We start from the raw sequence: 21,761 nt of genomic DNA on the forward strand, positions 1-21,761 counted from the left end.
GTACATATATACAGTTATTTGTCATGCCCAAACTCGATGCCCTGTCCTTGCCGCCCGCGGTGAACGCCCAGCTCTGGCGGGGCGATCACATGGTGCGCGCGCCGATGGCGGGCATCCCCACTGGCTGGGATGCACTCGATGCCGAGCTGCCGGGCAAGGGCTGGCCCAGCCAGTGCCTGACCGAGGTGCTGCAGCCCCAGGCCGGCACCTTGGAGTGGCGCCTGACCGGCCGAGGCCTGCAGCAGTGCCCAGCGCACAAGCCCGTCATCGCGCTGGGCCCGCCACTGCCGCCCCACGCCAGCGGGCTGGCCCAGAGCGGCCTGGCGCCCGGGCAACTGGTATGGATACACAGCAGCCGCCCGCAAGACCAGCTCTGGGCGCTGGAGCAACTGCTCAAAGCCAATGCCGCAGCGGCCTTGCTGGCCTGGCTGCCCCAGGTGCAGCCCGAGCAGATACGCCGCCTGCAAATCAGTGCCCAGCAGTTTGAAGGGCCCGTCTTTGTCTTTCGACCCGAGAGCAGCCAGCACCAGGCCTCCGCCGCCCCGTTGCGGCTGCTGGTGCGCAGCAGCCAGCCGTGGTCACTGCAGCTGCAGCTGCTCAAACGCCGGGGCCCCGTGCACCAGGGCACGCTGGAGCTGCCTGCCGTGCCGCCCAGCCTGCAAGCCGTGCTGCCCGCCCGGCTGTGGCCTGGCACCGCGCCGCTGCCCCAACCGGTCACCGCTGCCGTTTCCGTCTCCTCCTCCAACACTGCCCTTAGCTTGCCATACCATGACACCGATCTGGGCCGCCCTGCTGCCCCACTTCCCCTGCCCCGCAGCCAGCGCGCGCGCCAGTCCAGCCTGCTCCACTGAAGCTGCCCACGCCACGCCCTTGGCCGATATGCAAGGCCTGGCGCTGTGGGCGCAGCAGTTCACGCCGCGCCTGGCCTGCGTGCCATCGGACACGGTTTTTGGCGATGCACTGGTGCTGGAGCTGTCGGCCAGCGAGCGCCTGTTTGGCGGACGCCAGCCACTGGCCCGGCGCCTGCTGCGCGAGAGCCGCGAGCTGGGCGTGCAGGCCATCAGTTGGGCCCCCACCAGCCTGGCCGCGATTGCGCTGGCGCGCTGCGGTATCCGCCACGGCATGGGCCAGCCGCTGCCGCAGGTGCTGGCCCCTTTGCCGCTGCATGCCATCGATGCGGTGGCCCGGCATGCCGAGCTGCTGAGCCAGCTGGGCTGCCAGAGCCTGGGCGCCGTCCATGCACTGCCCCGGGGGGCGCTGGCCCGGCGCATGGATACCGGCATCCTGACCGCCCTCGACCAGGCCCATGGCCTGCTGCCCGACCGCTACTCCTGGATCAGCCTGCCTGCCCGTTTCGATGCCCGGCTGGAGCTGCCCATGCGCATCGACCAGGCCGATGCGCTGATGCAGGGTGCGCGCCACCTGCTGCTGCAGCTGTGCGGCTGGCTGGCTGCCCAGCGTGCAGGCGTGCGCAGCTTTCGGCTGCGCTGGTGCCACGATGCGATGCGCTCCCGCCATGTGGGCGATGGCGGCGAGCTGACCATCCACACCGCCAGCACCACGCGCGACCTGCAGCACCTGTGCCGCCTGCTGCAGGAGCACCTGGCCCATGTGGAACTGCAAGCCCCGGTGGGCGAGTTGAGCCTGCATGCCGATACGCCCGAAGCGCTGCAAGAGCGCAGCGCCAGCCTGCTGCCTGACAAAACCGCCGATGGCGAAAGCCTGGAGCAGGTGCTGGAACGCATCACCGCCCGCCTGGGTGCCGACCAGGTGCAGCGCCCGCTGCTGCGGCCCGACCACCGCCCCGAGTGGCAGGTGCAGTGGCTGCCCGCGCAGCCCGCCGGCAAGGCCAAGGCCGCCCCACCCGCTGCACAGCCCCATGTACCACTCCATGTGCCGCCCCTTGCCCAACCCAGCTTCTTGCTGCCCACGCCGCTGCAACTGCTGCAGGACAAGCAGAGCCGGCCGCTCTACCACGGCCCCTTGCAATTGCTGCTGGGCCCGCAACGCATTGAAGGCGGCTGGTGGCACCGCAGCCCCGGCTTTTTGCCGGTGAGCGATGCGGATGGAGACACCCACATCGACGAGGCGGCCCCCGGCAGCGACCACCGCGATCACCGCAATGACCGCGAAAGCCCGCCCAAACCCGCCCCCATCACCCAAACCGCCCACACCGCGCTGCGCGATTACTGGGTCGCCCACAGCCCGCATGCCGGCTTGCTGTGGATCTTCCACACCCGCTTGTCCGCCAACAGCGGCGCCTGGTTTCTGCATGGCCGTTTTGCCTGAGCAGCGCCGCACCCGTCTAGAGCCATGGCCACGCGTCCCAAACTCACCATCCCCCACTACGCCGAGCTGTGGTGCCTGAGCAATTTCAGCTTTCTGCGCGGCGCCAGCCACCCGCATGAGCTGGTCGAGCGCGCCCACGCCCAGGGCTACCGCGCGCTGGCCCTGACCGATGAATGCTCGCTCGCCGGCATCGTGCGTGCCCATGTCGCCGCACGTGACTGCGGGCTGCCGCTGATCGTCGGCGCGCAGTTTGAGGTGCAGCCCAGCGATGCGGCCGCGCCCGCCTTCACCCTGGTGGCACTGGCCTGCAACCTGCATGGCTATGGCAACCTCTGCGCCCTCATCACCCAGCTGCGGCGCAAATCACCCAAGGGCAGCTATGCGCTGGCGCAATCAGCCATCCACCCGCGCGCGCTGCAAGACTGCCTGCTGCTGCTGGCCCCCAGCCGCCAGGCCAGCCCGGCGCAGATCGAGGCCCAGGCCGCCTGGCTTCAGCAGCACTTTGCCGGCCGCTGCTGGCTGGCCGTGCAGCTGGACCGCAGCCTGGGCGACGAGGCCTGGCTGGCGCAGATGCGCGCAGCGGGCAGCAGCAGCGGCGCGCCGCTGGTAGCCGCCGGCAATGTGCACATGCATGTGCGCTCGCGCAAGCCCATGCAGGATGTGCTGACCGCCATCCGCCTGCGCACACCGCTGACCGACTGCGGCTACGCGCTGCAGCCCAATGCCGAGCAGCACCTGCGCAGCCGGCTGCGGCTGGCGCAGATGTACCCGCCCGATCTGCTGGAGGCTAGCTTGGGCATTGCAGCGCGCTGCCAGTTCTCGCTGACCGAGCTGCGCTACCAGTACCCCGACGAGGTGGTGCCGCCCCAGCTCACACCGGCGGCCTACCTGCGCCAGCTCAGCTACGAAGGGGCGGCCCGCCGCTGGCCGCAAGGCACGCCGCCGAAGGTGCAGGCCACCTTGGAGAAAGAGCTGGCGCTGATCTCCGAGCTGCAGTACGAGCACTACTTTCTGACCGTCTACGACATCGTGCGCTTTGCCCGCAGCAAGGACATCCTCTGCCAGGGCCGGGGCTCGGCCGCCAACTCGGCGGTCTGCTATTGCCTGCAGATCACTGAGGTCGATCCAGACAAGACCCGGGTGCTGTTCGAGCGCTTCATCAGCAAGGAGCGCAACGAGCCGCCCGATATTGATGTGGACTTCGAGCATGCCCGGCGCGAAGAGGTCATCCAGTACCTGTACAAGAAATACGGCCTGCACCGCGCCGGCCTCACCGCCGTGGTCATCCGCTACCGGCGCAAATCCGCGATCCGCGATGTGGCCAAGGCGCTGGGCTTTGCGCTGCCCAGCATTGACCTGCTGGCACGCGACCATTCGCGCTGGGACGACGAGCTGCTGCGGGCCGAAGCGCTGGCCCAGTGCGGCCTGCAGGCGGGCGACCTGGCCGTGCGCCAGCTGCAGGAGCTGGTCGAGACCCTGCGCGATTTTCCGCGCCACCTGTCCCAGCATGTGGGCGGCTTTGTGCTCACGCGCGGCCCGCTCTCGCGCATCGTGCCGATCGAGCGCGCCAGCATGGAGAACCGCACCGTCATCCAGTGGGACAAGGACGACCTCGATGCCGTCGGCCTGCTCAAGGTCGATGTGCTGGCGCTGGGCATGCTCACCGCGCTGCAAAAAATGCTGCACCTGGTGGGCGCACGCCAGGGCCGCAGCTTTGCGCTGGGCGATATCCCGCACGGCGACGAACCCACCTACGACATGATCTGCGCGGCCGACACGATCGGCGTCTTCCAGATCGAGAGCCGCGCCCAGATGAGCATGCTGCCGCGCCTGCGGCCGCGAGCGTTCTACGACCTGGTGATCGAGGTCGCGCTGGTGCGGCCCGGCCCCATCCAGGGCGGCATGGTCCACCCCTATCTGCGCCGCCGCCAGGGGCTGGAGAAAGTGCAGTACGAAAGCGAGCTGCTGCGCCCGGCGCTGGAGCGCACCCTGGGCGTGCCCATCTTCCAGGAGCAGGTGATGCAGATCGCCATCGATGCGGCCGGCTTCAGCGCCGGCGAGGCCGACCAGCTGCGCCGCTCGATGGCGGCCTGGCGCCGCACCGGCAACCTGCAAAAGTACTACGACAAGATCATCAACGGCATGACCGGCAACGGCTACTCGCAGGCCTTTGCCGAGTCGATCTTTCAGCAGATCCAGGGCTTTTCGGAATACGGTTTCCCTGAAAGCCATGCCGCCAGCTTTGCGATCCTGGTGTACTTCAGCGCCTGGATCAAATGCCACTACCCAGCCGAGTTTCTGGTGGCCATGATCAACAGCCAGCCGCTGGGCTTTTACAGCAACAGCCAGCTGATCCAGGATGCCAAGCGCCATGGCGTGCAGGTACTGCCCGTCGATGTGATGCACAGCGGCATGGACTGCAGCACCGAGCCTTCCAGCGGCCCCTATCCCGCCGTGCGCCTGGGCCTGCGCCTGGTCAAGCAGCTGCAGCTGACGCAGGCCGCGCGCCTGCTGCAGGCCCGCGAAGCCGCCCCCTTTGTCAGCGCCCAGGACCTGGCACGCCGCGCCCAGCTCGATGCCCCGGCGATGAAGTACCTGGCCGCCGCTGACGCACTGGCCAGCCTCGAAGGCCACCGCCGCAACCAGCTCTGGCAGGCCTCCGCGCCGCTGCACCACAGCCGCCTGCTGCGCGCCGCCCCCATCGACGAAGACGAGCTACAGTTGCCCGCCGCCAGCGAGCAGGAAGACATCCACTGGGACTATGCCGCGCTGGGCCTGAGCCTGCGCCGCCACCCCATGGCCTTGCTGCGCGAGCGCCTGCAGCGCCACCGCTTCCAAACCCAGGCAGAGCTGCGCGAAGCCCGCGACGGCAGCTGGGTGCGCGCCTGCGGCATCGTCACCCTGCGCCAGCAGCCGCCCACCGCCAAAGGCGTCATCTTCATCACCCTGGAAGACGAAACCGGCAACCTGCAAGTCATCTGCTGGCCCCACCTGCGCAGCGCCCAGCGCGACGCGCTGCTGCACTCTCAGTTCCTGGCCGTGCAAGGCCGCTGGCAGCGCAGCGGCGAGGTCGGCAACCTGATCGCGCACCAGCTGCGGGATGTGTCGGATTGGTTTGACAGCCTGCGGATTCGGAGCCGGGATTTTCGGTGAGTATTTTTTAATAATGCATGCGGCATCCCACCGCATATTTTCATCTTGACGACATACAACGGTATTGAGAAATTCTCCGCGTGCTTTTTCAACATAACCCAGGGTATTCCCTTTCACTGATTTAAGCGATTGACAACAGGAATGGGCGGAAAGAAAATTTAAAGTTACATTTCCAAACAAAGTCCATCAAGGATTCTGGCCAAGTCATGACACCGATCTCAAAGTCCATCGCTGTATCAGCACTCTTCGTTTTCGGCGCAGCGTCAAATGCACAGACGTTTGTCTCGGAGCCATTCAGAAGTGACCAGGCTGCCGCATGGTCTTTGTTGGGCTCAGCCAGGCTCACAGCGTCACCAACACCGTCTACGGCAGTAGGGGCAGACAATGACAGTGCAGGTAACGGCTGGCTCGAAATAACACCAAATGCGGGGAGCCAAATCGGGGCCGCAGTATTCAACTCCCCCGTTAGCAGTGCTGCCGGCCTGGATGTCGAATTTGATTACGCCATGTACCTATCGACCAACAATGGCGGCTCTCTGACACCGGCATTTGGTCAAGGAGATGGGTTCACGGTGTTCCTGATGGATGGAAGCCAAGCCGCCAATCTGGGACTCGGCGGCTCACAGCTGGGCTACAACACCATGCTGGGTGCCTATGTCGGTTTGGGATTTGACCGCTATGGTGGAGGTTTGGGAAATTCCGGCTTCGGCACATCGTCAAACCATCTGGGTATGCGTGGCTCCAGCAGCAGTAACCCATGGCTGGGAGAGATGCCCTACAGCGGAAACCTATCTGCCAACCGATCAGCGCCCAAGCATGTTCGTGTGACGATCACGCCTGCACCCGATATCCGCTTGACGGTTTCCATCGATGGCGTCGAAATCTGGAGCAAAGATATTGTCATTGGCGGAACACCCATTAATGGCATCAACGCCGTCCCCGCAAGCTTCAAACTGGGACTGAGCGCATCAACCGGGGGCGCCAGCCAGAATCAACAGTTCCGGGATATGGTCATCACGGGCCTCACTCCGATAACGGCCGCCGACGACGAGTTCGTGGTGAATGGCGTGATCAACGACAGTGTTCGCCTCAATGACCCCCATGCCTTCAGCGATGCTGAATACACGCTTGTGTCTGCACCGGCACCATCGCAAGGCAACGTCTCCCTCAACCCTGACGGAAGCTTCAGCTTCACTCCGGCCGCCGGCTTTTCAGGTACTGGCTTCGAATACCAAGTCTGCGCCGGGCCCGGCGGAGCATTGCCATGCACACAGGCACAGGTGGTTTTGAAGCTTGCCGCAGCAACGGCACCGACCATCACCAGCGCAACGGCCAGCGACAAAACCATCACGTTGGCCATCGACCCGCCGGCCCCGTTGATAGCGGGAGTAAGCGTGTTGAACTATGACGTGCAATGCACCTCATCGGCGGGGAACATACAGGCACAGGCGGTAACTCCACCAGTGGCATTGAATGGGCTGGCCAATGGCGTCAGCTACTCCTGCCAGGCCGTGGCCCACCTCTCCAACGGCGAAACCACGCCCCCATCGTCAGCCGTTGAGGTGACGCCCCGAGCCCCCACCCCCCAAGCGGTCCCGGTGCTCAACCAATGGCTCGTGGCTTTGCTGAGTGCAGCATTGGCGGCCGTGGGCTGGTTTGGCGCACGCCGATCACATCGAAAGCATCCATCGGCCAAAGGCCAGACGTTTTTTGGGTACTGGTAAAGGGCCACAGCCGGCACTAAAGCGCGCATGGGCTACAGAAACCAACCAAGCCGTGCCCACTATCCGGCGGGGCACGGCCTTTTTTAAAAACGGGAGCTGTTGTGCTGGCCTTGTCAGGCCGGAGGCAACAAACAGCTTCAATGCGGGCTCGCCGTAGGCCGCATGATGATCTCGCTGGTATCCACATCCGCCGGCTGCGAGATCGCAAAATGGATGGCCCGTGCGATCGCCGATGCGCTGATGGCCACCTTGCGGAACTCCTTCATCTCTTCGCGGCCAGCGGCATCCGTGATGGTTTCCGCCAACTCCGACTCCGTCACCCCGGGGCTGATCGTGGTCACGCGGATGTCGCTGCTTTCCTGCCGCAGGCCTTCCGAGATGGCCCATACCGCGTACTTGGTCGCGCAGTAAACTGCGGCAGTGGGCGACACCGCATGCGCACCGATGGAGGCAATGTTCACGACATGCCCAAAGCCCTGCTGGCGCATGGCGGGCAGCACCGCCGCAATGCCGTGCAGCACACCACGAATGTTTACATCAATCATCCAGTCCCACTCGTCCACCCGCAATGCGGCAAGCGGTGACAAGGGCATCACGCCGGCGTTGTTGATGATGGCATCGATGCGCCCATGGCGATTCAGCGCATGGTCCGCAAAGGCCTGCAGCTGCGCACGCTGGGTGACATCCAGCGCCAGCGCTTCGGCCACACCGCCTGCGTTCTGGATATCGGCCACGATCTGGTCCAGTTTGTCGACCCGGCGGGCGCCGAGCACGACGGTGGCGCCGTGCGCGGCCAGCAGCTTGGCAGAGGCCTCACCGATACCGCTGCTGGCACCAGTGATCAAAATGACTTTGTCGAGCAAGTTTTTCATGGAGAACTTTCTGCAATGGCGTTGGAAAGTTCAAACTGTAGGCAGCTTGGCTTGATCAGAGAAGTGCACCAATGCTGCACAATTCGGTTAGACTTTCTAACCAATGAAAGACGAACTCCAGTTGCTCCCCTGCTTTTTGGCGGTGGCCAACGCACAAAACTTCCGTGCAGCGGCCGACCAGCTCGGCGTGACGCGCTCTGCCGTCAGCCAGGCCATGCGCAAGCTGGAAGACCAGTTGGGCATCGCCCTGGTCCACCGCACCACCCGCCATGTGCGCCTGACCGAGGCTGGCCAGACGCTGCACCAGCAAATCAGCGGCCCTTTGGCTGCCGTAAAGGTGGCGCTTGAAGAAGTATCTGAAGAAGGCCCGGCGCGCGGGCTGCTGCGCGTGGCGGTCACCTCTATCGCCGAGCGCTTTCTGTCCGGCCCCTTGATCAGCGCCTTTGCCGCCGCCCACCCGCATATCACCTTGGATGTCACCGTCACCGATGACGAATCCGACATCATTGCAGGTGGCTTCGATGCCGGCCTGCGCCTCGGTGAAGTCATCGAGCAGGACATGATCGCCATCCCCTTGACGGGGCCGCAACGCCAGGTGGTCGTCGCCACCCCTGCCTACCTGTCCGCACACGGAACGCCCCAGCACCCCCATGACCTGCTGGGCCACCGCTGCATCGGCTGGCGCGCCGAGCTGGAGCTCGCCCCCTACCGCTGGGAATTCCAGGAAAACGGCCGCGACTTCAGCCTCGCGGTCGCCCCCCGTGTCACCACCAATGACATGCTGCTGATGGTGCGCACCGCGCTGGCCGATGGCGGCATCACCATCGGCATGGAAGAGACCTTTGCGCCCTACCTGGAACGCGGCGAGCTGGTCTCGGTGCTGGACAGCTACCTGCCCTACTTCCCCGGCTTTTACCTCTACTACCCCAGTCGCAGAAACCAGCCGCGCAAGTTAAGGGCCTTGGTGGAGCATGTCAAAGGGTGGGCGCCGGTGGCTGGATCATCACCTGCAACAAAACCAACAAGTGAAAAATAAAAATCGATGCAGAACTCCCTTCAATCATCAGCAACATCCAACCAGGTCATCCTTGACACCGATCGTCCTTGGTCAGGTGTTCCTTGCGGACCATCAGCACCAAGGGGATATGGGGAAACCTCATCCCGCCGTGCCACCCCTCACACCCGCACCGCCGCCGCAGCATCCTTGAAAACCGGCGTCTGCACCACAGCAGCAATACGTCCTGCGGGCAACTGCAGGGCTTCGCGTATCGATGCGCGTTGCGCCCGCGCATGGACTTCGAGGGGCCAGGCGAGGACGGCGTCCAGCGATGGCGCTCCGGTGCGCAGGCTTACGGGGCCGCTCACGAAATGGCCTGACCCCGACGCGGTCTCGTTGAGCTGAAGGTCCACCGAAGGGCCGGTAGAAGCCTCCGCGCCGTGGGGCGAAAGCAGCAGCAGCGGGGGCTTGCCCTGGGTATCGGTGGGCAGCGTGAGCGGGCCGCCGATATGGGTGTAGACGGGATCTGCTATGCGCACGATGCGGTCGGCATCCACCTAGCGGCCGCCTTCGGTATCGCCAATGAGCGCGTCCAGTGGCCAGCTGTCCCAGAGCGAGGAGACCAGGCGCAAATAGTCGGCAGCGCTGGAGGGAGGCGCCGCATCCTCGGGCCGAAACCAGCCGGCGGTGGGCGCATCTGCGTGCAAGGCCAGGCCAATGCGCGGGCCATGCAGTGCGCAAGCGCCAGCCACCGTGTGCTGACAATGCAAGCGCCCCAGCGATGCCGCTGCCATAATGGCCCGCCATGACCATCGCGCTCAACACCCTGCTCATCTACGCCAAAGACATGCAACGCACGGCGCGCTTTTATGTCGAGCATTTTGGCTATGCCTCTGACTGCAAGGTGGTCGATGGCCTGATCAGCCTCCAGCCCCTGCACGGCGGCGCGGAGATCCTGATCCACCAGGCTGCCAAGAGCCTGAAGTTTGGCTCTGCAGTGCTCAAGCTCAGCTTTAGCGTGGCAGACGTTGAGCAGTTTGTGGCCCAGGCTGCCGCCCGGGGGCTGGCATTTGGCACGGTGCACCAGGCCCATGGCTATGCCTTCGCCAACACCAAGGACCCGGATGGCAACTCCATCAGCGTGTCGAGCCGCCAGTACCGGACGACCTAAGTACAAGCGACCGGCATCGTTGCTGGAGCTGCGCTATTCCAGGCCAAGGGTTTGGCTAGAATCCCCCTCTTTGTCCGCGAGCAGCACAGCGGGCCACAACCCGGCAAAGGATGGAGATGCGCTATCTGGTGGTAGGCACAAGTGGTGCAGGCAAATCAACCCTCGCCCAAGCGCTGGCAGGCCTGACGGCGTCCCGCTATATCGAGCTGGACGCGCTGTACTGGGGACCGGACTGGCAGGCCGTGCCGACGGAGCAATTCCGGCAGGGGGTGGCGCAGGCCACGCAGGGCGAGCGCTGGGTGGCCGATGGCAACTACAGCGATGTGCGCGATATCCTCTGGCCGCAAGCCACCCATGTCGTGTGGCTCAACTACAGCCGCTTCACGGTTTTCTCGCGCCTGCTCTGGCGCACGCTCCGGCACAGCATCACGCGCCAGCGCCTGTCGCACGGCAACCGGGAGTCGCTGGCGATGGCCTTGTTCTCCAAGGATTCGATCCTGCTGTGGGCCTGGACCACCTATGCCAACAACCAGCGCAAGTTTGCGGCGCTGCGCAATGATGCGCAGTTTGCGCATCTGCAGTGGCTGGAGATCCGCAAGCCTTCGGAAGCAGCGGAGCTGCTCCAGGCCATCGCGGCATCGCCACAGCGCTGACGCCGCCGCGCACCGCCTTACTGCAACCCCAGGAACTTGAACGGCGCCGAAGGCTGGAAAGCCCCGGTCGCATCGCCGGCAAACGCATGGTTCTGGTTGGGGCCCAGATCCAGCTTCAGCACCTTGCCGGTGTCGCGGCTGAAGTTCAGCGCCTTCAGGTCCACCCAGAAGGTATTGGGCGTGAGCGCCGATTCAAAGAAATAGAGCTTGCGCTTGTGGTCGAAGACCGTGCGCCAGCGCGTCGAGGAGATATTGGGCTGGTCCGGGGTCGTGATGCCATAGGGCACGGAGACATTGCGGATCACGCTGAACACGCTGGCCAGCGCCTTGTTGGGCTCCTGGTCCTGGGGCACGGCATTGACGTAGAAGGAGGCGCGCGCAAAACGGTCGGCAGCGCGGTTGGTGCCGGGCAGCATGACGGTGCCGCCAATCTGTTTCCAGTAGCTGTTCAGCGCCAGCTGCTCGTCAAAGGTGGGCGAGTTGGTCATCACCTGGTAGCTGCGGCTGTGGTGGATGACCTGGCGGCCGCCGATGTACTCGACGATGGCGCTGTCGCCACTGGCGTCCGACATCGACAGGTGCAAGGTAGTGAGCCGGTCTTCGCCGGGTACGTTGTCCGAGACGATGGTGAAGGGCTGCTGCTCCAGCGCCTTGACGGCCTCGGCCACGGTCGCAAAGTTGTCGAGCACATACTGCGCCCAGGCGGCAATCGTCAGGCCGGGCTTGCTCTTGTCATCAAATGGGGGGTACTGCGACTCGGCCAGCCACAGCAGGTTGGCACTCAGCCCTGCTTCGTTGACGCCATCGGTGGTCGAGACGTCATAGCCCGAGGTCACCAGGCTGCCATAACGCGAGGTCCAGCGCAGCGAGTTGGGCCCCGCCTGGCCCGTGCGCTCCATGCCGCGCGGCAAGACCCAGAGGTTGCTGGTGATGTCGTTTTTCCAGTCCATCGAGCGCGCGGTGATGACCTGGTCGTTCGCACCCAGGTAGACCACCCGCGTGCAGGCGATGGCGCTGCTGATGCTGCTGAGGCCCAGCACGCCCGCCAACATGGCCGCAGCCAGCTTGCGCGCAGTCGGCCGATTCATCTTGTTCGTCATTGCTCTCTCCCTCCCATCGCCAGATGGGCTCTGTCAGACAAGCCAGCGGGCCGCCTGCCGCACCGGGCAGTGGCGACCCGGCTGCGTGTTTACTGGGCGCTGGCCTTCCAGGTGCCGTCGGCCTGTTTGCAGAACCAGAACTGCCACTCCTCCTTGCGCTTGCCGGTGGGCCGGCTGGCTTCCACATTCAGCAGGCGGCAGGTATCGGCCTTCTGGGTCTGGCTGGTTTGCAGCGGGGTCAGTGCCATCTGCACCTGGCGCGAGCGCGGGCCGTGGCTGCTGGTCCATTGTGTGGTGCTTTTGTCAGCGGCATGGTTCAGCACATCGCCCACCGCCTTGCGCAGCGCGGGCACATCCTTGGCGGGAACGCTGGCGGTGATGGTCTGGTTCAGAAACGTCAGCGGAGCGGCAGAAGCGGCACAGGCCAGCCCCCCCAGAACGGTGGCCAGCACCAGGGCGGACAGGGGACGAGCAGCGGGCTTTTTCATGGTGGCATATCCTCTCATTGAATTTCTCGGTGCGGTCCCGCGCGGCTGGGCAGGCCTGCACAGCGAGCGTCCTCGGGACCGCGTTATCAGCGAGATGATCATATTCCATATAGCCTGATCCACCCACCCAATGAAGGCGACGATGGCGTTCAGCAGCGCTGCCAGGTCCCCCGCCGGATACCGCCCTGCGCTGCAAACACATCAATGACTCGCGGGCCTGGGCGGTAGCGCGGAAAGGCAGTTTCACCAGGGTGGCCGGGCATCGCAAGTGCCGCTGCCGGTGCCCAGCGGCTGGGGGGTGGTCAGGCCAACCGGGGCGGGTGCCGGGTCACTGCCGGTTCCCTCTGCTGCGACCAGCTCGGCGGGTTCTACTACCCGCACCGGCACCGCTTGAGGTCTGCGACGCGCGTGGGCGGGATGCAGGGCGTTAGTAGTAGCGCTGACCCCTTCCATGCCACCGCAGCACGAGGCTTGCCAACAGGACGATGCCAAGAAACAACGCAAATGATAATCATTTTCATATAAAATGGCATTTTTCAGGCGCCAGCAATAACAACACCTTGCCTTGAGCCTGCATCCTCCGCATGCAGCACGGGTCAGTAGCCAGCAGTCCTTCCTTCCCCTCTTCTTGCTTTAACTGGCTGGACCCTATGGCTTCTCGCACCTCTGACAAGGCGCAGCGCATGGCTGCGCGCGCCACTTCCACTTTCCAACCCCGTTACCTGGCCGCCGCCGTGGCCGCGCTCGTATCCAGCGGTGCCTGGGCGCAGCAGGCCGCGCCGGAGCCGGCTGTGCCACTGGCCCAGACAGAATCGACGATGCCGCAAGTGACGGTGCAGGCCAAGGCAGAAAAGGCCCCCGGCACGATCACCGTGATCTCCGGCGAGGAGCTGGAAAAGGCCAACAGCATGGCGGACATCTCGCGCTACCAGCCCCTGGTATCGGCCCCCGGCACGGCATCGGGCACCAGCCGCAACCGCAGCAGCTTTGACCGCTCGGGCACCACGGGCTACAACATTCGCGGTATCGAAGGCAACCGCATCGGCATGGATGTGGACGGCATTGAAATGCCCGACGCCAGCACACGCCCCTACGTCAGCCGCGCCGGCAACAACACCTTTGGCATTGGCCGCGACTTTATCGACCCCGAAATGTTCTCCTCGGTCGGTATCCAGTCGGGCACCACCACGGCCCGGCGTGCAGCCGGTGGCATTGGCGGCGCTGTCAGCTTCAAGACCAAGTCGGCCAGCGACTTTCTGCGCAATGGCAATACCAGCTACTTCGGTGGCAAGCTTGGCTTTGATTCTGCCGACCATTCCTGGAACGAAAGCATCACCGCAGCGGGCAAATCGGGCAGCCTCGATGGCCTGATCGCCTTCTCGCGCCGCGATGGCAAGGAGACCCAGAACAACAGCGCCCTGGGCATCAAGGCATCGCCGGAAGACTGGCATTCCAACGCGCTGCTGATAAAGGGCGGCCTGCAGATCGATGCCGAGAACCGCCTGGAGCTGTCTGCCGACCTGTACCGACGCAGCAACCAGAACCAGTTCTACGGCTGGAGCACCGACAACAGTTCCATCACGCAAAACAATATGCAGGACAGCGACACCAGCCGCAACACACTGCAGCTGTCGCACCTGTGGACGCCCAGCGACGCCTTTGTGGACCAGCTGGACACGCGCCTGTTCTTCCAGAACACCGATACCAAGGACGTGACCGACACCACCACCTTGGCGAGCGGCGCCGTCGCGCGCAACCTGTCGCAAAACAAGACCAAGGCCTGGGGCCTCTCGACCACCGGCGACAAGCGCATCGACCGCCACCGCCTGAGCTTTGGCTTCAACGCACAGACGCAAAGCCAGGAACGCCCCTGGGACGTTGCCGGCTACATGAAGCCACAGCCAGACACCGACACCCTGCGTTTGGGCGCCTTCATCCAGGATGACATTGGTTTTGACGTAGGCGGCAAGCGCCTGGGCGTGATCCCGGCACTGCGCGTTGACCGGGTCAAGGTGGAACCCAAGCACCTGGGCGATTTTGCCGAAGGCGCGTTGACCGAAGACGCGGCCTCCAAGCTGTACAGCAACCTCAGCAGCACCATCTGGAGCCCGAGCCTGGGCCTGACCTATGAGCTGACGCCCAAGTTCATCGCCTACGGCCAGTACAAGCGCAGTGGCCGTGCACCCACCGCTGGCGAAGTGTTCGGCTCCTGGAACATGGACCAGAACTACGCCGGCTCTGCCCAGTACGCGCTGATCGGCAACAGCAACCTCAAGCAAGAGACCAGCAACGCCTTTGAGATCGGCGTCAAGGGATCGCCGACCGACGGCGTGCTGTTCAATGCATCGACCTTCTACACGCGCTACAAGGACTTCATCGGCTACACCCGCTACACCCGCGCCAGCGCGCCTGGCAAGTTCAGCAACGTACCTGCACACATCGGCACCATCTACCAGGCCGAGAACCGCGACGAAGCCACGATCTACGGTCTGGAAATGAGCGCCCGTCAGGACCACGGCCAGTGGGCACCTGCCGTGAAGGGCCTGTACTCGACCTGGGCGCTGGGCCTGTCCCATGGCACCTCCAAGTCCAACTATGCGGGTGACAAGGATGTGCCGCTGGATACCATCCAGCCGCGCAAGGCCGTCATCGGCGTGGGCTATGACGCGCCCATGCGCGCCTGGGGCGTCAACATGACCGGCACCTTTGTGGCCGGCAAGCAGGCCCAGGCCACCAACCGCGAGAGCTACACCAACGCTGGCAGCGACATTGCCGACTCCAGCATCGAGCAGTTCCGCGTACCCGGCTATGCGCTGTTCGACCTGTCGGGCTACTGGCAGATCAACAAGAACGCCCGCCTCAACGTCGGCATCTACAACCTGACGGACAAGCGCTACTGGGATTACGCCAGCAGCCGCAGCCTGCAGCCCTCCGTCGCCAAGGACCAGCGCGACATCCAGCTGCTGACCAACCCGGGCCGCACCTACGCCGTTTCGTTGAACGTCAATTTCTAAGTTTCTCTCCCACCACGAAAGGACCCCAGCATGAACCGCTTTTCCGCCGCCATGACCGCAATCGCAGCCGCCGCGCTGCTGACGGCCTGCGCCAGCTACGACAGCAAGACCGCAGCCCCCGCCGCTGCGGCCAAGACCGAGGCCAAGGGCCCGGCCACCCCCGTGGGCGGCCACGGCCACAATGCCTTCATGGGTGGCTATGACGCCAACCGCGACGGCGTTGTCACCCGCGAGGAATACGACACCCTGCGCAAGCAGCGCTTCGTCGCCGCCGACACCAACAAGGATGGCTGGCTGAGCGAGGACGAATACGTGGCCGAGTTTGAAGGCCGCCTCAAGGCCCAATACGCCGCCGCAGGCAAGAAGCCCGACCAGCAGTACGAAGGCAGCATCAAGCAGGCCCATGTGCGCTTCCACATCCTCGACACCAACAAGGATGGCAAGCTCAGCATCGAAGAGGAAATCGACATCGCCAACAAGACCTTCAAAAACGCCGACCGCAACGGCGACGGCGTGGTCAACGCAGCCGACATGGCAGGCCAGTAAGCCATGCAAGCGCGCCATTTGTTTGCTGCGCTTGCTGCGACGTTCAGCCTGAGCGCTGCCCAGGCCCACATGCCCTTTCTGCTGCCCAGCGTGTTCGATGCGCAGCCCAAATCCACCATCAGTGTGGATGCGGGCTTTGCAGAAAAACTGTTCCTGTCCGAGGTCCAATTTGGCGACACGCCGTTCAGCGTCACCACGCCCTCGGGCACCACGCTGCCCTTTGGCGATGTGCACCAGTTCAAGACCCGCACGGTGGCGGAGCAAAAACTGCCTGACGAGAAAGGTACCTACCGCCTCTCCACTGGCCCGCGTCTGGGCGCCATCTTCCGCAGTTGGCAAGTGAACGGCAAAACCACCGTCGTGCGCGACCCCAAGGCCGTCATGCCCGAAGGTGGCGTGATGAAGCGGCACTACCAGTCGCTGTCGGTCTCCGATGCCTACGTCACGGCTGGTGCACCCACCCCCACCAAGCCCTACGGCAAGGGGCTGGAGATCGTGCCCAGCACGCACCCCAGCGATGTGTTCGCCGCAGAGAGATTCAACTTTGCAGTGCACTTTGACGGCAAGCCGCTGGCAGACCACAAGGTCAGCATCTACCGCTCGCCGATGGATCTGCAAGGCCAGAACAGCGTGGATGAGTTGAGTACCGATGCGCAGGGCGACATCAGCTGGACCCCGGGCAAGCCCGGTATCTACATGGCGCTGGTACGCCACCGCGCCCCGGCCCCCGAAGGCGCTGCCGCGCCGACCTATGGCTACAACTACACGCTGACCTTCCGCGTGCTGGCGCAGTAGTGTTGCTCAGGGCTGTGGCACGCGCAGCGCTTGCTCCATCCCGAGCAAGCTCCCCGCAGGGCCACGGCCCGCCTTCCATCACCCATCACCAGTTGGCATCCGCCCTCCCCGGCGGGCGCTGCGGTGCGAACACCTCGACCAGGTGGTCCACCAGCGCCTTGGTCTTCGCGGGCAGATGGGCTCCGCCGTGGAACTGCAGATAGATATCGGCGGGCGGCAGCTGCCAATCCGGCAGCACCGGCAGCAGTTGACCCGCGCGCAGCAGTGGGCCGACCTCCCACTCCGAGCGCATCAGGATGCCGTGCCCCGCCAACGCCCAGGCGGTGGCCGACTCGCCATCGTTGGCGCTCAGCGGCCCCCTCACCTTCACCGTTTCTGTCTGTGCCCCGTTGCGCAGATGCCAGGTGCCAAACGCCTCGTCGCCCTCGCGGATGAAGAGGCAGGCATGGCGCGTCAGCGCTTGCGGTGACGAAGGCGCGCCCCTGTCTTGCAGATAGCCTGGCGAGGCACAAAGCACACGGCGGTTGCGGGCCAGCACCCGGGCTGTCCAGCGCGAATCGGGCATGTCACCCATCCGGATGACCACATCGAAACGGTCCTGAGCGAGATCGGCAGGCCGGTCGCTCAGCTGCAGCTGTACCTCCACCTCTGGATAGCGGCGTGCAAACGTTCCCAGCGCTGGCGCAATATGCCGGCGGCCAAAGCCGAAGGTGGCATTGACCCGCAACAGGCCCTGCGGCACGGCGGCCGCCCCGCCAATGGCGCGCTCCAGCGAACCCAGCTCGGAGAGCAGACGCGCACCCTCGACCAGGTAGCGCTCGCCCTCAGGCGTCAAGCCCATGCGGCGGGTGGTTCTCTGCATCAGCCGGGCACCGAGCCGGGCTTCGAGCGCCGCCAGGCGCTTGCTGACGGCCGGGCCGGTGACACCGAGCTGCTGGGCCGCGCTGCGCATGCTGCCCTCTTTGCTGAGCAGCGCAAAAAAGGCGATGTCGGAAAATCCATCCATTCGTAACTCCAGCGACCGAAAGTCGTGCTCTGGCGCGCATTGTATATTTTTGACTCAGCGGTGAGACTTGGAGCCATCAGTACACAGAGCTTCCCACATGCACCGCACCCTTTACCGCAAGCTGGTCGACGCCCATACCGTCGCCCAGCTCGATGCGCAGAACGTCCTGCTGTTCTGCGATCTGCACTTGATGAACGAGTACACCAGCCCCCAGGCCTTTGCCGGCCTGGACGAGCAAGGGCGCCAGGTGCTGATGCCCGGCCAGAACATGGCCGTGGTCAGCCACGTGATTCCGACCGACCCAGGCGTCATCCGCGTCATCCGCGATGCTGCGCCCGCGCTGCAGGCCAGCAACCTGCGCAAGAACTGCGACCAGCATGGCATTGCCCTGTTCGATACCCAGGATGCGTTGCAAGGCATCGAGCATGTAGTGGCGCCTGAGCACGGCATGGTCCGGCCCGGCATGGTGGTCATTTGCGGCGATTCGCACACGACCACCTACGGCGCATTGGGCGCGCTGGGCTTTGGCATCGGCACCTCGGAGGTCGAGCATGTGCTGGCCACGCAGACCTTGGTGTACCGGCTCGCCAGGGACATGCGCATCCAGGTCGATGGCGTGCTGCCGCTGGGCACCACCGCCAAGGACCTGATCCTCATGGTCATCGGCCATATCGGCGCCCAGGGTGCCCGTGGCCATGTCATCGAGTTCTGCGGCACGGCATTCGACGCCATGTCCATCGAAGCCCGCTTTACCGTGTGCAACATGGCCGTCGAGGCAGGCGCCCGTGGCGCCTTGATCGCGCCCGACCAGAAGGCCGCAGACTATGTGCTTGCGCGCTCCGCAGACCTGAGCGGCGCCGTACAGCAGGCCGCCCTGCAGCACTGGGCCGGCCTGCGCAGCGATGCAGGCGCGGTGTTTGATGTGGAGCACCGTTTTGATGCCAGCGACGTGCCCCCGCATGTGACCTGGGGCACCAGCCCGGACCAGGTGGCGCCTATTGGTGGCGCGGTTCCTGACCCGGCGATGCAGGCCCCTGGGCCCCTGCGCCGCAGTACCGAGCAGGCACTGCGCTACACCGGGCTTGCAGCAGGTATGCCGCTCGAAGGCATCGCCATCCAGCATGTCTTCATCGGCTCCTGCACCAATGCCCGCGTGGAAGACCTGCGGGCCGTGGCCGAGGTGGTGCGCGGGCGCCAGGTGGCCCAGGGGGTCCGTGCGATGGTGGTGCCGGGCTCCGGCGCGGTCAAGCAACAGGCCGAAGCAGAAGGCATCGCCCGCCTGCTGCTGGATGCCGGCTTTGAATGGCGGGAGCCGGGCTGCTCCATGTGCCTGGCGATGAACGGCGACATTCTGGCAGACGGTGTGCGCTGCGCCTCCACCACCAACCGCAATTTCGAGGGGCGCCAGGGACGCGGCGCCATCACCCACCTGATGAGCCCTGCGATGGCAGCCGCCGCTGCCATCACCGGCACCATTACCGACGTTCGGCGTCTGGAGACCTTGCATGCGTGAGCAACACATCCTGAGCGGCAAGATGGCCCCTCTGGCGATCGAGAACCTGGACACCGACCAAATCATGCCCAAGCAGTTTCTGCACGGCATCGACAAGGCCGGGCTGGACAAGGGCCTGCTGTACGACCTGCGCTTTGACGCCGCAGGCCGCCAGCGCCCCGGCTTTGTGCTGAACCAGCCCGAGCGCGCCGATGTGGAGATCCTGGTGGCCGGCGCCAACTTTGGCTGCGGCTCCAGCCGAGAGCATGCCGTCTGGGGGCTGCAGCAGTACGGCATCCAGGCCATCATCGCGCCCAGCTTTGGAGAAATCTTCTACTCCAACGCGATGAACAACCAGCTGCTGCTGGTCATGCTCCCCGAGACGGACATCGCCATGCTGATGGCCGATGCCGGCAGCCTGGAGACCGCGCATGTCCATATCGACCTGCAGGCGCTCCGGGTCAAGAGCCAGAGCGTGGACGCCGCCTTCAGCCTGTCGGAACGCCACCACCGCATGCAGCTGGAGCGCAGAGACCTGATCGGCATGTCGCTGATGTACCAGGCCGACATCACGCATTTTGCGCAGCGCCACTGGGCAGCCTATCCTTGGCTCAAAGACGTGGCGCTGCGCACCCGCCAACATCTTGGCGATACGCCACGTACACAGCAACCGGCAAGCTTTGGAGGAAAAGCCTGATGTTCGAGCGTTTTGACACCCGCGATGTAGCCGTCAATGGCACCGTGATTCGTTGCCGCGTCGGGGGCAGCGGCCCCGCGCTTCTGCTGCTGCACGGCCACCCGCAGAGCCATGTGATGTGGCACCGCGTGGCGCCGGCGCTGGCCGAAACGTTCACCGTCGTCTGCGCCGACCTGCGCGGCTATGGCGACTCGGCCCGCCCCGGGGCCAGCCCGCACAACGCCGCCTACAGCAAGCGCACGATGGCCCAGGACATGGCCGATCTGATGACCAGCCTGGGCCACCAGCAGTTCCGCCTCGCCGCCCATGACCGGGGCGCGCGCGTAGCCCACCGGCTGCTGCTGGACCACCCGGACCGGGTGCAGCGCGCCATGCTGCTCGATATAGCGCCGACCCTGGCGATGTACGAGCAAACCACGCAAGCCTTTGCCAAGGCCTATTGGCACTGGTTCTTCCTCATCCAGCCTGCACCGCTGCCAGAGCGGCTGATTGACGCCGACCCCGCCGCCTACATCCGCGATGTGATGGGACGCCGCCACGCGGGTCTGGCCGCCTTCGCACCAGACGCCCTGCAAGAGTACCTGCGCTGCATCGCCATCCCTGGCACCGCCACCGCCATCTGCGAGGACTACCGCGCATCCGCAGGCATCGACCTGGAGCACGACCGGGCCGATAGGGCCAAAGGCCACCAGGTAACGGCCCCGCTGCGCGTGCTCTGGGGCGCCGAAGGCGCCGTGGGGCGCTGCTTCCCGGTGCTGGACCTGTGGCGCGAGGCGGCTACTGACGTCAGCGGCAAGGCGCTCGGCTGCGGCCACTACATTGCCGAGGAGCAGCCTACACAGTTGCTGGAGGAGATGGCGGAGTTTTTTGCCGTCTGATGGGTAGCGATGGAGGTGGTCATCTCGAGACTCGCTGAGGGTATCGGCGGGCCTTTTGCATGAACTAGGACTGATCAGCTGCTATGGAGCCCACTGCATGGGTGACCTTGGCCTGCCGACCTGCGACTGTCTCCGCCCGCTTCTTTCCATGCAGAGCTGCAGAACGCCGTTCGCCAACGCGCAGACAGTTTGCAATTTATTGCTCATCTTCAGGTCCCAACACCGAATACATCCAAGGCAGGCTGACGAGAAGTGCCTTGGCATCTACGTCAAACTCTTCCCTGTAGTGGTGCTGGTGTGGAACCGGAATGCTCGGATCACCCACCTCGAAACCGAGTGCATTGAGCCTTTCTTGGTACCGGCCGATCGGCCCGTAAGCAAAGATTTGATCGTGGCGGTCCCAGACAATAGTCGCCCTTTCTTCCACGGAATAGGCCCAAATATCAAACCTCGCGTCACCGCCTAGAAACGAGCAGAATCTGCCGATGAAATCTTGAAATTCTTCTAGTGAAAGTGCTGGACTTTGGTAGCGACCTTCCGCCCCTTCCCCTCGCGACGTGTGAAGAACAAAAAGCAGAAGATAAGGCGGCGCGAGACTGGCAACGAGCGCCGTAAATGGCAAGGCATCGCCAGCAGGTACGCCTGCTATCAAACGCGCTGTGGAATCCACTGATAAAACTGTATACACCCGTCTATGCGAGAACGGAGCCCAACTGTTGGCGACAAAATAGGAAAGCTTGTGCATCTGGGATAACCACTTGAATGTCGGCCTCTGTGTGAAGCAACCAAGGCCAGAGCAGATCACCAGATTCGCCTGATCCAAGCCGAATCGACGAATCCTAGAGCCCCTTGTGACGCTCAGATAATCTTCAGATATTAGACCCAT

At 64.5% G+C, this 21,761-nt stretch carries 19 protein-coding genes and 1 pseudogene; 13 read left to right on the forward strand and 7 right to left on the reverse strand.

Going from position 1 to position 21,761, the window contains the following annotated elements:
* Nucleotides 1-23 precede the first annotated feature (23 nt).
* The 4 genes from imuA (at nt 24) to ACHWUQ_RS14190 (ending at nt 7,166) form a co-directional block, all read left to right on the forward strand.
* Nucleotides 24-851 carry a translesion DNA synthesis-associated protein ImuA gene (imuA, locus tag ACHWUQ_RS14175; protein WP_394681513.1) on the forward strand — a complete coding sequence of 276 codons (828 nt, stop codon included), beginning with the start codon at nt 24-26 and terminating at the stop codon, nt 849-851.
* Nucleotides 769-2,289, forward strand: coding sequence for a DNA polymerase Y family protein (locus tag ACHWUQ_RS14180; protein ID WP_312834276.1), 1,521 nt, complete (start codon nt 769-771; stop codon nt 2,287-2,289). Before imuA ends, ACHWUQ_RS14180 begins: the two co-directional genes overlap by 83 nt.
* A 24-nt stretch (nt 2,290-2,313) precedes the next feature.
* Nucleotides 2,314-5,442: an error-prone DNA polymerase gene (locus ACHWUQ_RS14185; RefSeq protein ID WP_394681514.1), complete on the forward strand. Its 3,129-nt coding sequence runs from the start codon at nt 2,314-2,316 to the stop codon at nt 5,440-5,442.
* A gap of 206 nt (nt 5,443-5,648) precedes the next feature.
* Nucleotides 5,649-7,166: an Ig-like domain-containing protein gene (locus tag ACHWUQ_RS14190; RefSeq protein ID WP_394681515.1), complete on the forward strand. Its 1,518-nt coding sequence runs from the start codon at nt 5,649-5,651 to the stop codon at nt 7,164-7,166.
* Nucleotides 7,167-7,303: 137 nt separating this feature from the next.
* On the opposite strand, the gene ACHWUQ_RS14195 is transcribed toward ACHWUQ_RS14190, so the two are convergent.
* On the reverse strand, nt 7,304-8,038 hold the full coding sequence (locus tag ACHWUQ_RS14195) for an SDR family oxidoreductase (protein ID WP_394681516.1): 735 nt from the start codon (nt 8,036-8,038) through the stop codon (nt 7,304-7,306).
* 103 nt (nt 8,039-8,141) lie between these two features.
* On the opposite strand from ACHWUQ_RS14195, the gene ACHWUQ_RS14200 reads away from it, so the two are divergent.
* Entirely contained in the window at nt 8,142-9,074 is a 933-nt protein-coding gene (locus tag ACHWUQ_RS14200; protein WP_394681517.1) for a LysR family transcriptional regulator, read from the forward strand.
* A 140-nt stretch (nt 9,075-9,214) separates the two neighbouring features.
* Here the strand turns inward: ACHWUQ_RS14200 and ACHWUQ_RS14205 are convergent, their stop codons facing one another.
* A complete protein-coding gene (locus tag ACHWUQ_RS14205) occupies nt 9,215-9,592 on the reverse strand; it encodes a hypothetical protein (RefSeq protein WP_394681518.1) in 378 nt (125 codons plus the stop codon).
* Nucleotides 9,593-9,829 (reverse strand): hypothetical protein, encoded by a 237-nt coding sequence (locus ACHWUQ_RS14210; RefSeq protein ID WP_312834269.1) that lies wholly within the window; start codon nt 9,827-9,829, stop codon nt 9,593-9,595.
* An 11-nt stretch (nt 9,830-9,840) separates the two neighbouring features.
* Between ACHWUQ_RS14210 and ACHWUQ_RS14215 the strand changes: the two genes are divergently transcribed.
* Complete coding sequence (locus tag ACHWUQ_RS14215) at nt 9,841-10,206, forward strand: VOC family protein (RefSeq protein WP_394681519.1); 366 nt, start codon at nt 9,841-9,843, stop codon at nt 10,204-10,206.
* Nucleotides 10,207-10,283: 77 nt separating this feature from the next.
* Nucleotides 10,284-10,859: pseudogene (locus ACHWUQ_RS14220) on the forward strand (ATP-binding cassette domain-containing protein); the annotation flags it as partial.
* Nucleotides 10,860-10,876: 17 nt separating this feature from the next.
* On the opposite strand, the gene ACHWUQ_RS14225 reads toward ACHWUQ_RS14220, so the two are convergent.
* A complete protein-coding gene (locus tag ACHWUQ_RS14225; protein ID WP_312525835.1) occupies nt 10,877-11,911 on the reverse strand; it encodes a linear amide C-N hydrolase in 1,035 nt (344 codons plus the stop codon).
* Nucleotides 11,912-12,048: 137 nt separating this feature from the next.
* Nucleotides 12,049-12,447 carry a hypothetical protein gene (locus tag ACHWUQ_RS14230; RefSeq protein ID WP_312459082.1) on the reverse strand — a complete coding sequence of 133 codons (399 nt, stop codon included), beginning with the start codon at nt 12,445-12,447 and terminating at the stop codon, nt 12,049-12,051.
* Nucleotides 12,448-13,097: 650 nt separating this feature from the next.
* On the opposite strand from ACHWUQ_RS14230, the gene ACHWUQ_RS14235 reads away from it, so the two are divergent.
* The 3 genes from ACHWUQ_RS14235 to ACHWUQ_RS14245 are packed head-to-tail and all read left to right on the forward strand — an operon-like array spanning nt 13,098 to nt 16,802.
* The gene (locus ACHWUQ_RS14235; RefSeq protein ID WP_394681520.1) at nt 13,098-15,461 is read left to right on the forward strand and encodes a TonB-dependent hemoglobin/transferrin/lactoferrin family receptor; all 2,364 of its coding nucleotides are present in this window, start codon (nt 13,098-13,100) and stop codon (nt 15,459-15,461) included.
* A 30-nt stretch (nt 15,462-15,491) separates the two neighbouring features.
* Nucleotides 15,492-16,007 (forward strand): EF-hand domain-containing protein, encoded by a 516-nt coding sequence (locus ACHWUQ_RS14240; RefSeq protein WP_394681521.1) that lies wholly within the window; start codon nt 15,492-15,494, stop codon nt 16,005-16,007.
* A 3-nt stretch (nt 16,008-16,010) separates the two neighbouring features.
* Nucleotides 16,011-16,802: a DUF4198 domain-containing protein gene (locus ACHWUQ_RS14245; protein ID WP_394681522.1), complete on the forward strand. Its 792-nt coding sequence runs from the start codon at nt 16,011-16,013 to the stop codon at nt 16,800-16,802.
* Nucleotides 16,803-16,887: 85 nt separating this feature from the next.
* Here ACHWUQ_RS14245 and ACHWUQ_RS14250 read toward each other — a convergent pair whose 3' ends face one another.
* Nucleotides 16,888-17,808, reverse strand: coding sequence for a LysR family transcriptional regulator (locus ACHWUQ_RS14250; protein WP_394681523.1), 921 nt, complete (start codon nt 17,806-17,808; stop codon nt 16,888-16,890).
* Nucleotides 17,809-17,905: 97 nt separating this feature from the next.
* Between ACHWUQ_RS14250 and leuC the strand changes: the two genes are divergently transcribed.
* Genes leuC through ACHWUQ_RS14265 form a run of 3 tightly spaced genes read left to right on the forward strand, consistent with a single transcriptional unit; the run spans nt 17,906 to nt 20,875 of the window.
* Entirely contained in the window at nt 17,906-19,321 is a 1,416-nt protein-coding gene (gene leuC, locus ACHWUQ_RS14255) for a 3-isopropylmalate dehydratase large subunit (RefSeq protein WP_394681524.1), read from the forward strand.
* Nucleotides 19,314-19,997, forward strand: a complete 684-nt coding sequence (gene leuD, locus ACHWUQ_RS14260; RefSeq protein WP_394681525.1) for a 3-isopropylmalate dehydratase small subunit — start codon at nt 19,314-19,316, stop codon at nt 19,995-19,997. The genes leuC and leuD overlap by 8 nt, the downstream gene beginning before the upstream one ends.
* Entirely contained in the window at nt 19,997-20,875 is an 879-nt protein-coding gene (locus ACHWUQ_RS14265; protein ID WP_394681526.1) for an alpha/beta fold hydrolase, read from the forward strand. The genes leuD and ACHWUQ_RS14265 overlap by 1 nt, the downstream gene beginning before the upstream one ends.
* A gap of 196 nt (nt 20,876-21,071) precedes the next feature.
* On the opposite strand, the gene ACHWUQ_RS14270 is transcribed toward ACHWUQ_RS14265, so the two are convergent.
* A complete protein-coding gene (locus ACHWUQ_RS14270) occupies nt 21,072-21,620 on the reverse strand; it encodes a hypothetical protein (protein ID WP_394681527.1) in 549 nt (182 codons plus the stop codon).
* Nucleotides 21,621-21,761 lie beyond the last annotated feature (141 nt).

Source organism: uncultured Comamonas sp., from assembly GCF_964277875.1.
Classification (GTDB): Bacteria; Pseudomonadota; Gammaproteobacteria; order Burkholderiales; family Burkholderiaceae_C; genus Comamonas; species Comamonas sediminis.

What these genes read in the sequence shown, in the direction of transcription:
- imuA (WP_394681513.1), top strand. Translation starts at nt 24, where the DNA reads ATGCCCAAACTCGATGCCCTGTCCTTGCCGCCCGCGGTGAACGCCCAG.
- ACHWUQ_RS14180 (WP_312834276.1), top strand. Translation starts at nt 769, where the DNA reads ATGACACCGATCTGGGCCGCCCTGCTGCCCCACTTCCCCTGCCCCGCA.
- ACHWUQ_RS14185 (WP_394681514.1), top strand. Translation starts at nt 2,314, where the DNA reads ATGGCCACGCGTCCCAAACTCACCATCCCCCACTACGCCGAGCTGTGG.
- ACHWUQ_RS14190 (WP_394681515.1), top strand. Translation starts at nt 5,649, where the DNA reads ATGACACCGATCTCAAAGTCCATCGCTGTATCAGCACTCTTCGTTTTC.
- ACHWUQ_RS14195 (WP_394681516.1), bottom strand. Translation starts at nt 8,038, where the DNA reads ATGAAAAACTTGCTCGACAAAGTCATTTTGATCACTGGTGCCAGCAGC.
- ACHWUQ_RS14200 (WP_394681517.1), top strand. Translation starts at nt 8,142, where the DNA reads ATGAAAGACGAACTCCAGTTGCTCCCCTGCTTTTTGGCGGTGGCCAAC.
- ACHWUQ_RS14210 (WP_312834269.1), bottom strand. Translation starts at nt 9,829, where the DNA reads ATGGCAGCGGCATCGCTGGGGCGCTTGCATTGTCAGCACACGGTGGCT.
- ACHWUQ_RS14215 (WP_394681519.1), top strand. Translation starts at nt 9,841, where the DNA reads ATGACCATCGCGCTCAACACCCTGCTCATCTACGCCAAAGACATGCAA.
- ACHWUQ_RS14225 (WP_312525835.1), bottom strand. Translation starts at nt 11,911, where the DNA reads ATGTTGGCGGGCGTGCTGGGCCTCAGCAGCATCAGCAGCGCCATCGCC.
- ACHWUQ_RS14230 (WP_312459082.1), bottom strand. Translation starts at nt 12,447, where the DNA reads ATGAAAAAGCCCGCTGCTCGTCCCCTGTCCGCCCTGGTGCTGGCCACC.
- ACHWUQ_RS14235 (WP_394681520.1), top strand. Translation starts at nt 13,098, where the DNA reads ATGGCTTCTCGCACCTCTGACAAGGCGCAGCGCATGGCTGCGCGCGCC.
- ACHWUQ_RS14240 (WP_394681521.1), top strand. Translation starts at nt 15,492, where the DNA reads ATGAACCGCTTTTCCGCCGCCATGACCGCAATCGCAGCCGCCGCGCTG.
- ACHWUQ_RS14245 (WP_394681522.1), top strand. Translation starts at nt 16,011, where the DNA reads ATGCAAGCGCGCCATTTGTTTGCTGCGCTTGCTGCGACGTTCAGCCTG.
- ACHWUQ_RS14250 (WP_394681523.1), bottom strand. Translation starts at nt 17,808, where the DNA reads ATGGATGGATTTTCCGACATCGCCTTTTTTGCGCTGCTCAGCAAAGAG.
- leuC (WP_394681524.1), top strand. Translation starts at nt 17,906, where the DNA reads ATGCACCGCACCCTTTACCGCAAGCTGGTCGACGCCCATACCGTCGCC.
- leuD (WP_394681525.1), top strand. Translation starts at nt 19,314, where the DNA reads ATGCGTGAGCAACACATCCTGAGCGGCAAGATGGCCCCTCTGGCGATC.
- ACHWUQ_RS14265 (WP_394681526.1), top strand. Translation starts at nt 19,997, where the DNA reads ATGTTCGAGCGTTTTGACACCCGCGATGTAGCCGTCAATGGCACCGTG.
- ACHWUQ_RS14270 (WP_394681527.1), bottom strand. Translation starts at nt 21,620, where the DNA reads ATGCACAAGCTTTCCTATTTTGTCGCCAACAGTTGGGCTCCGTTCTCG.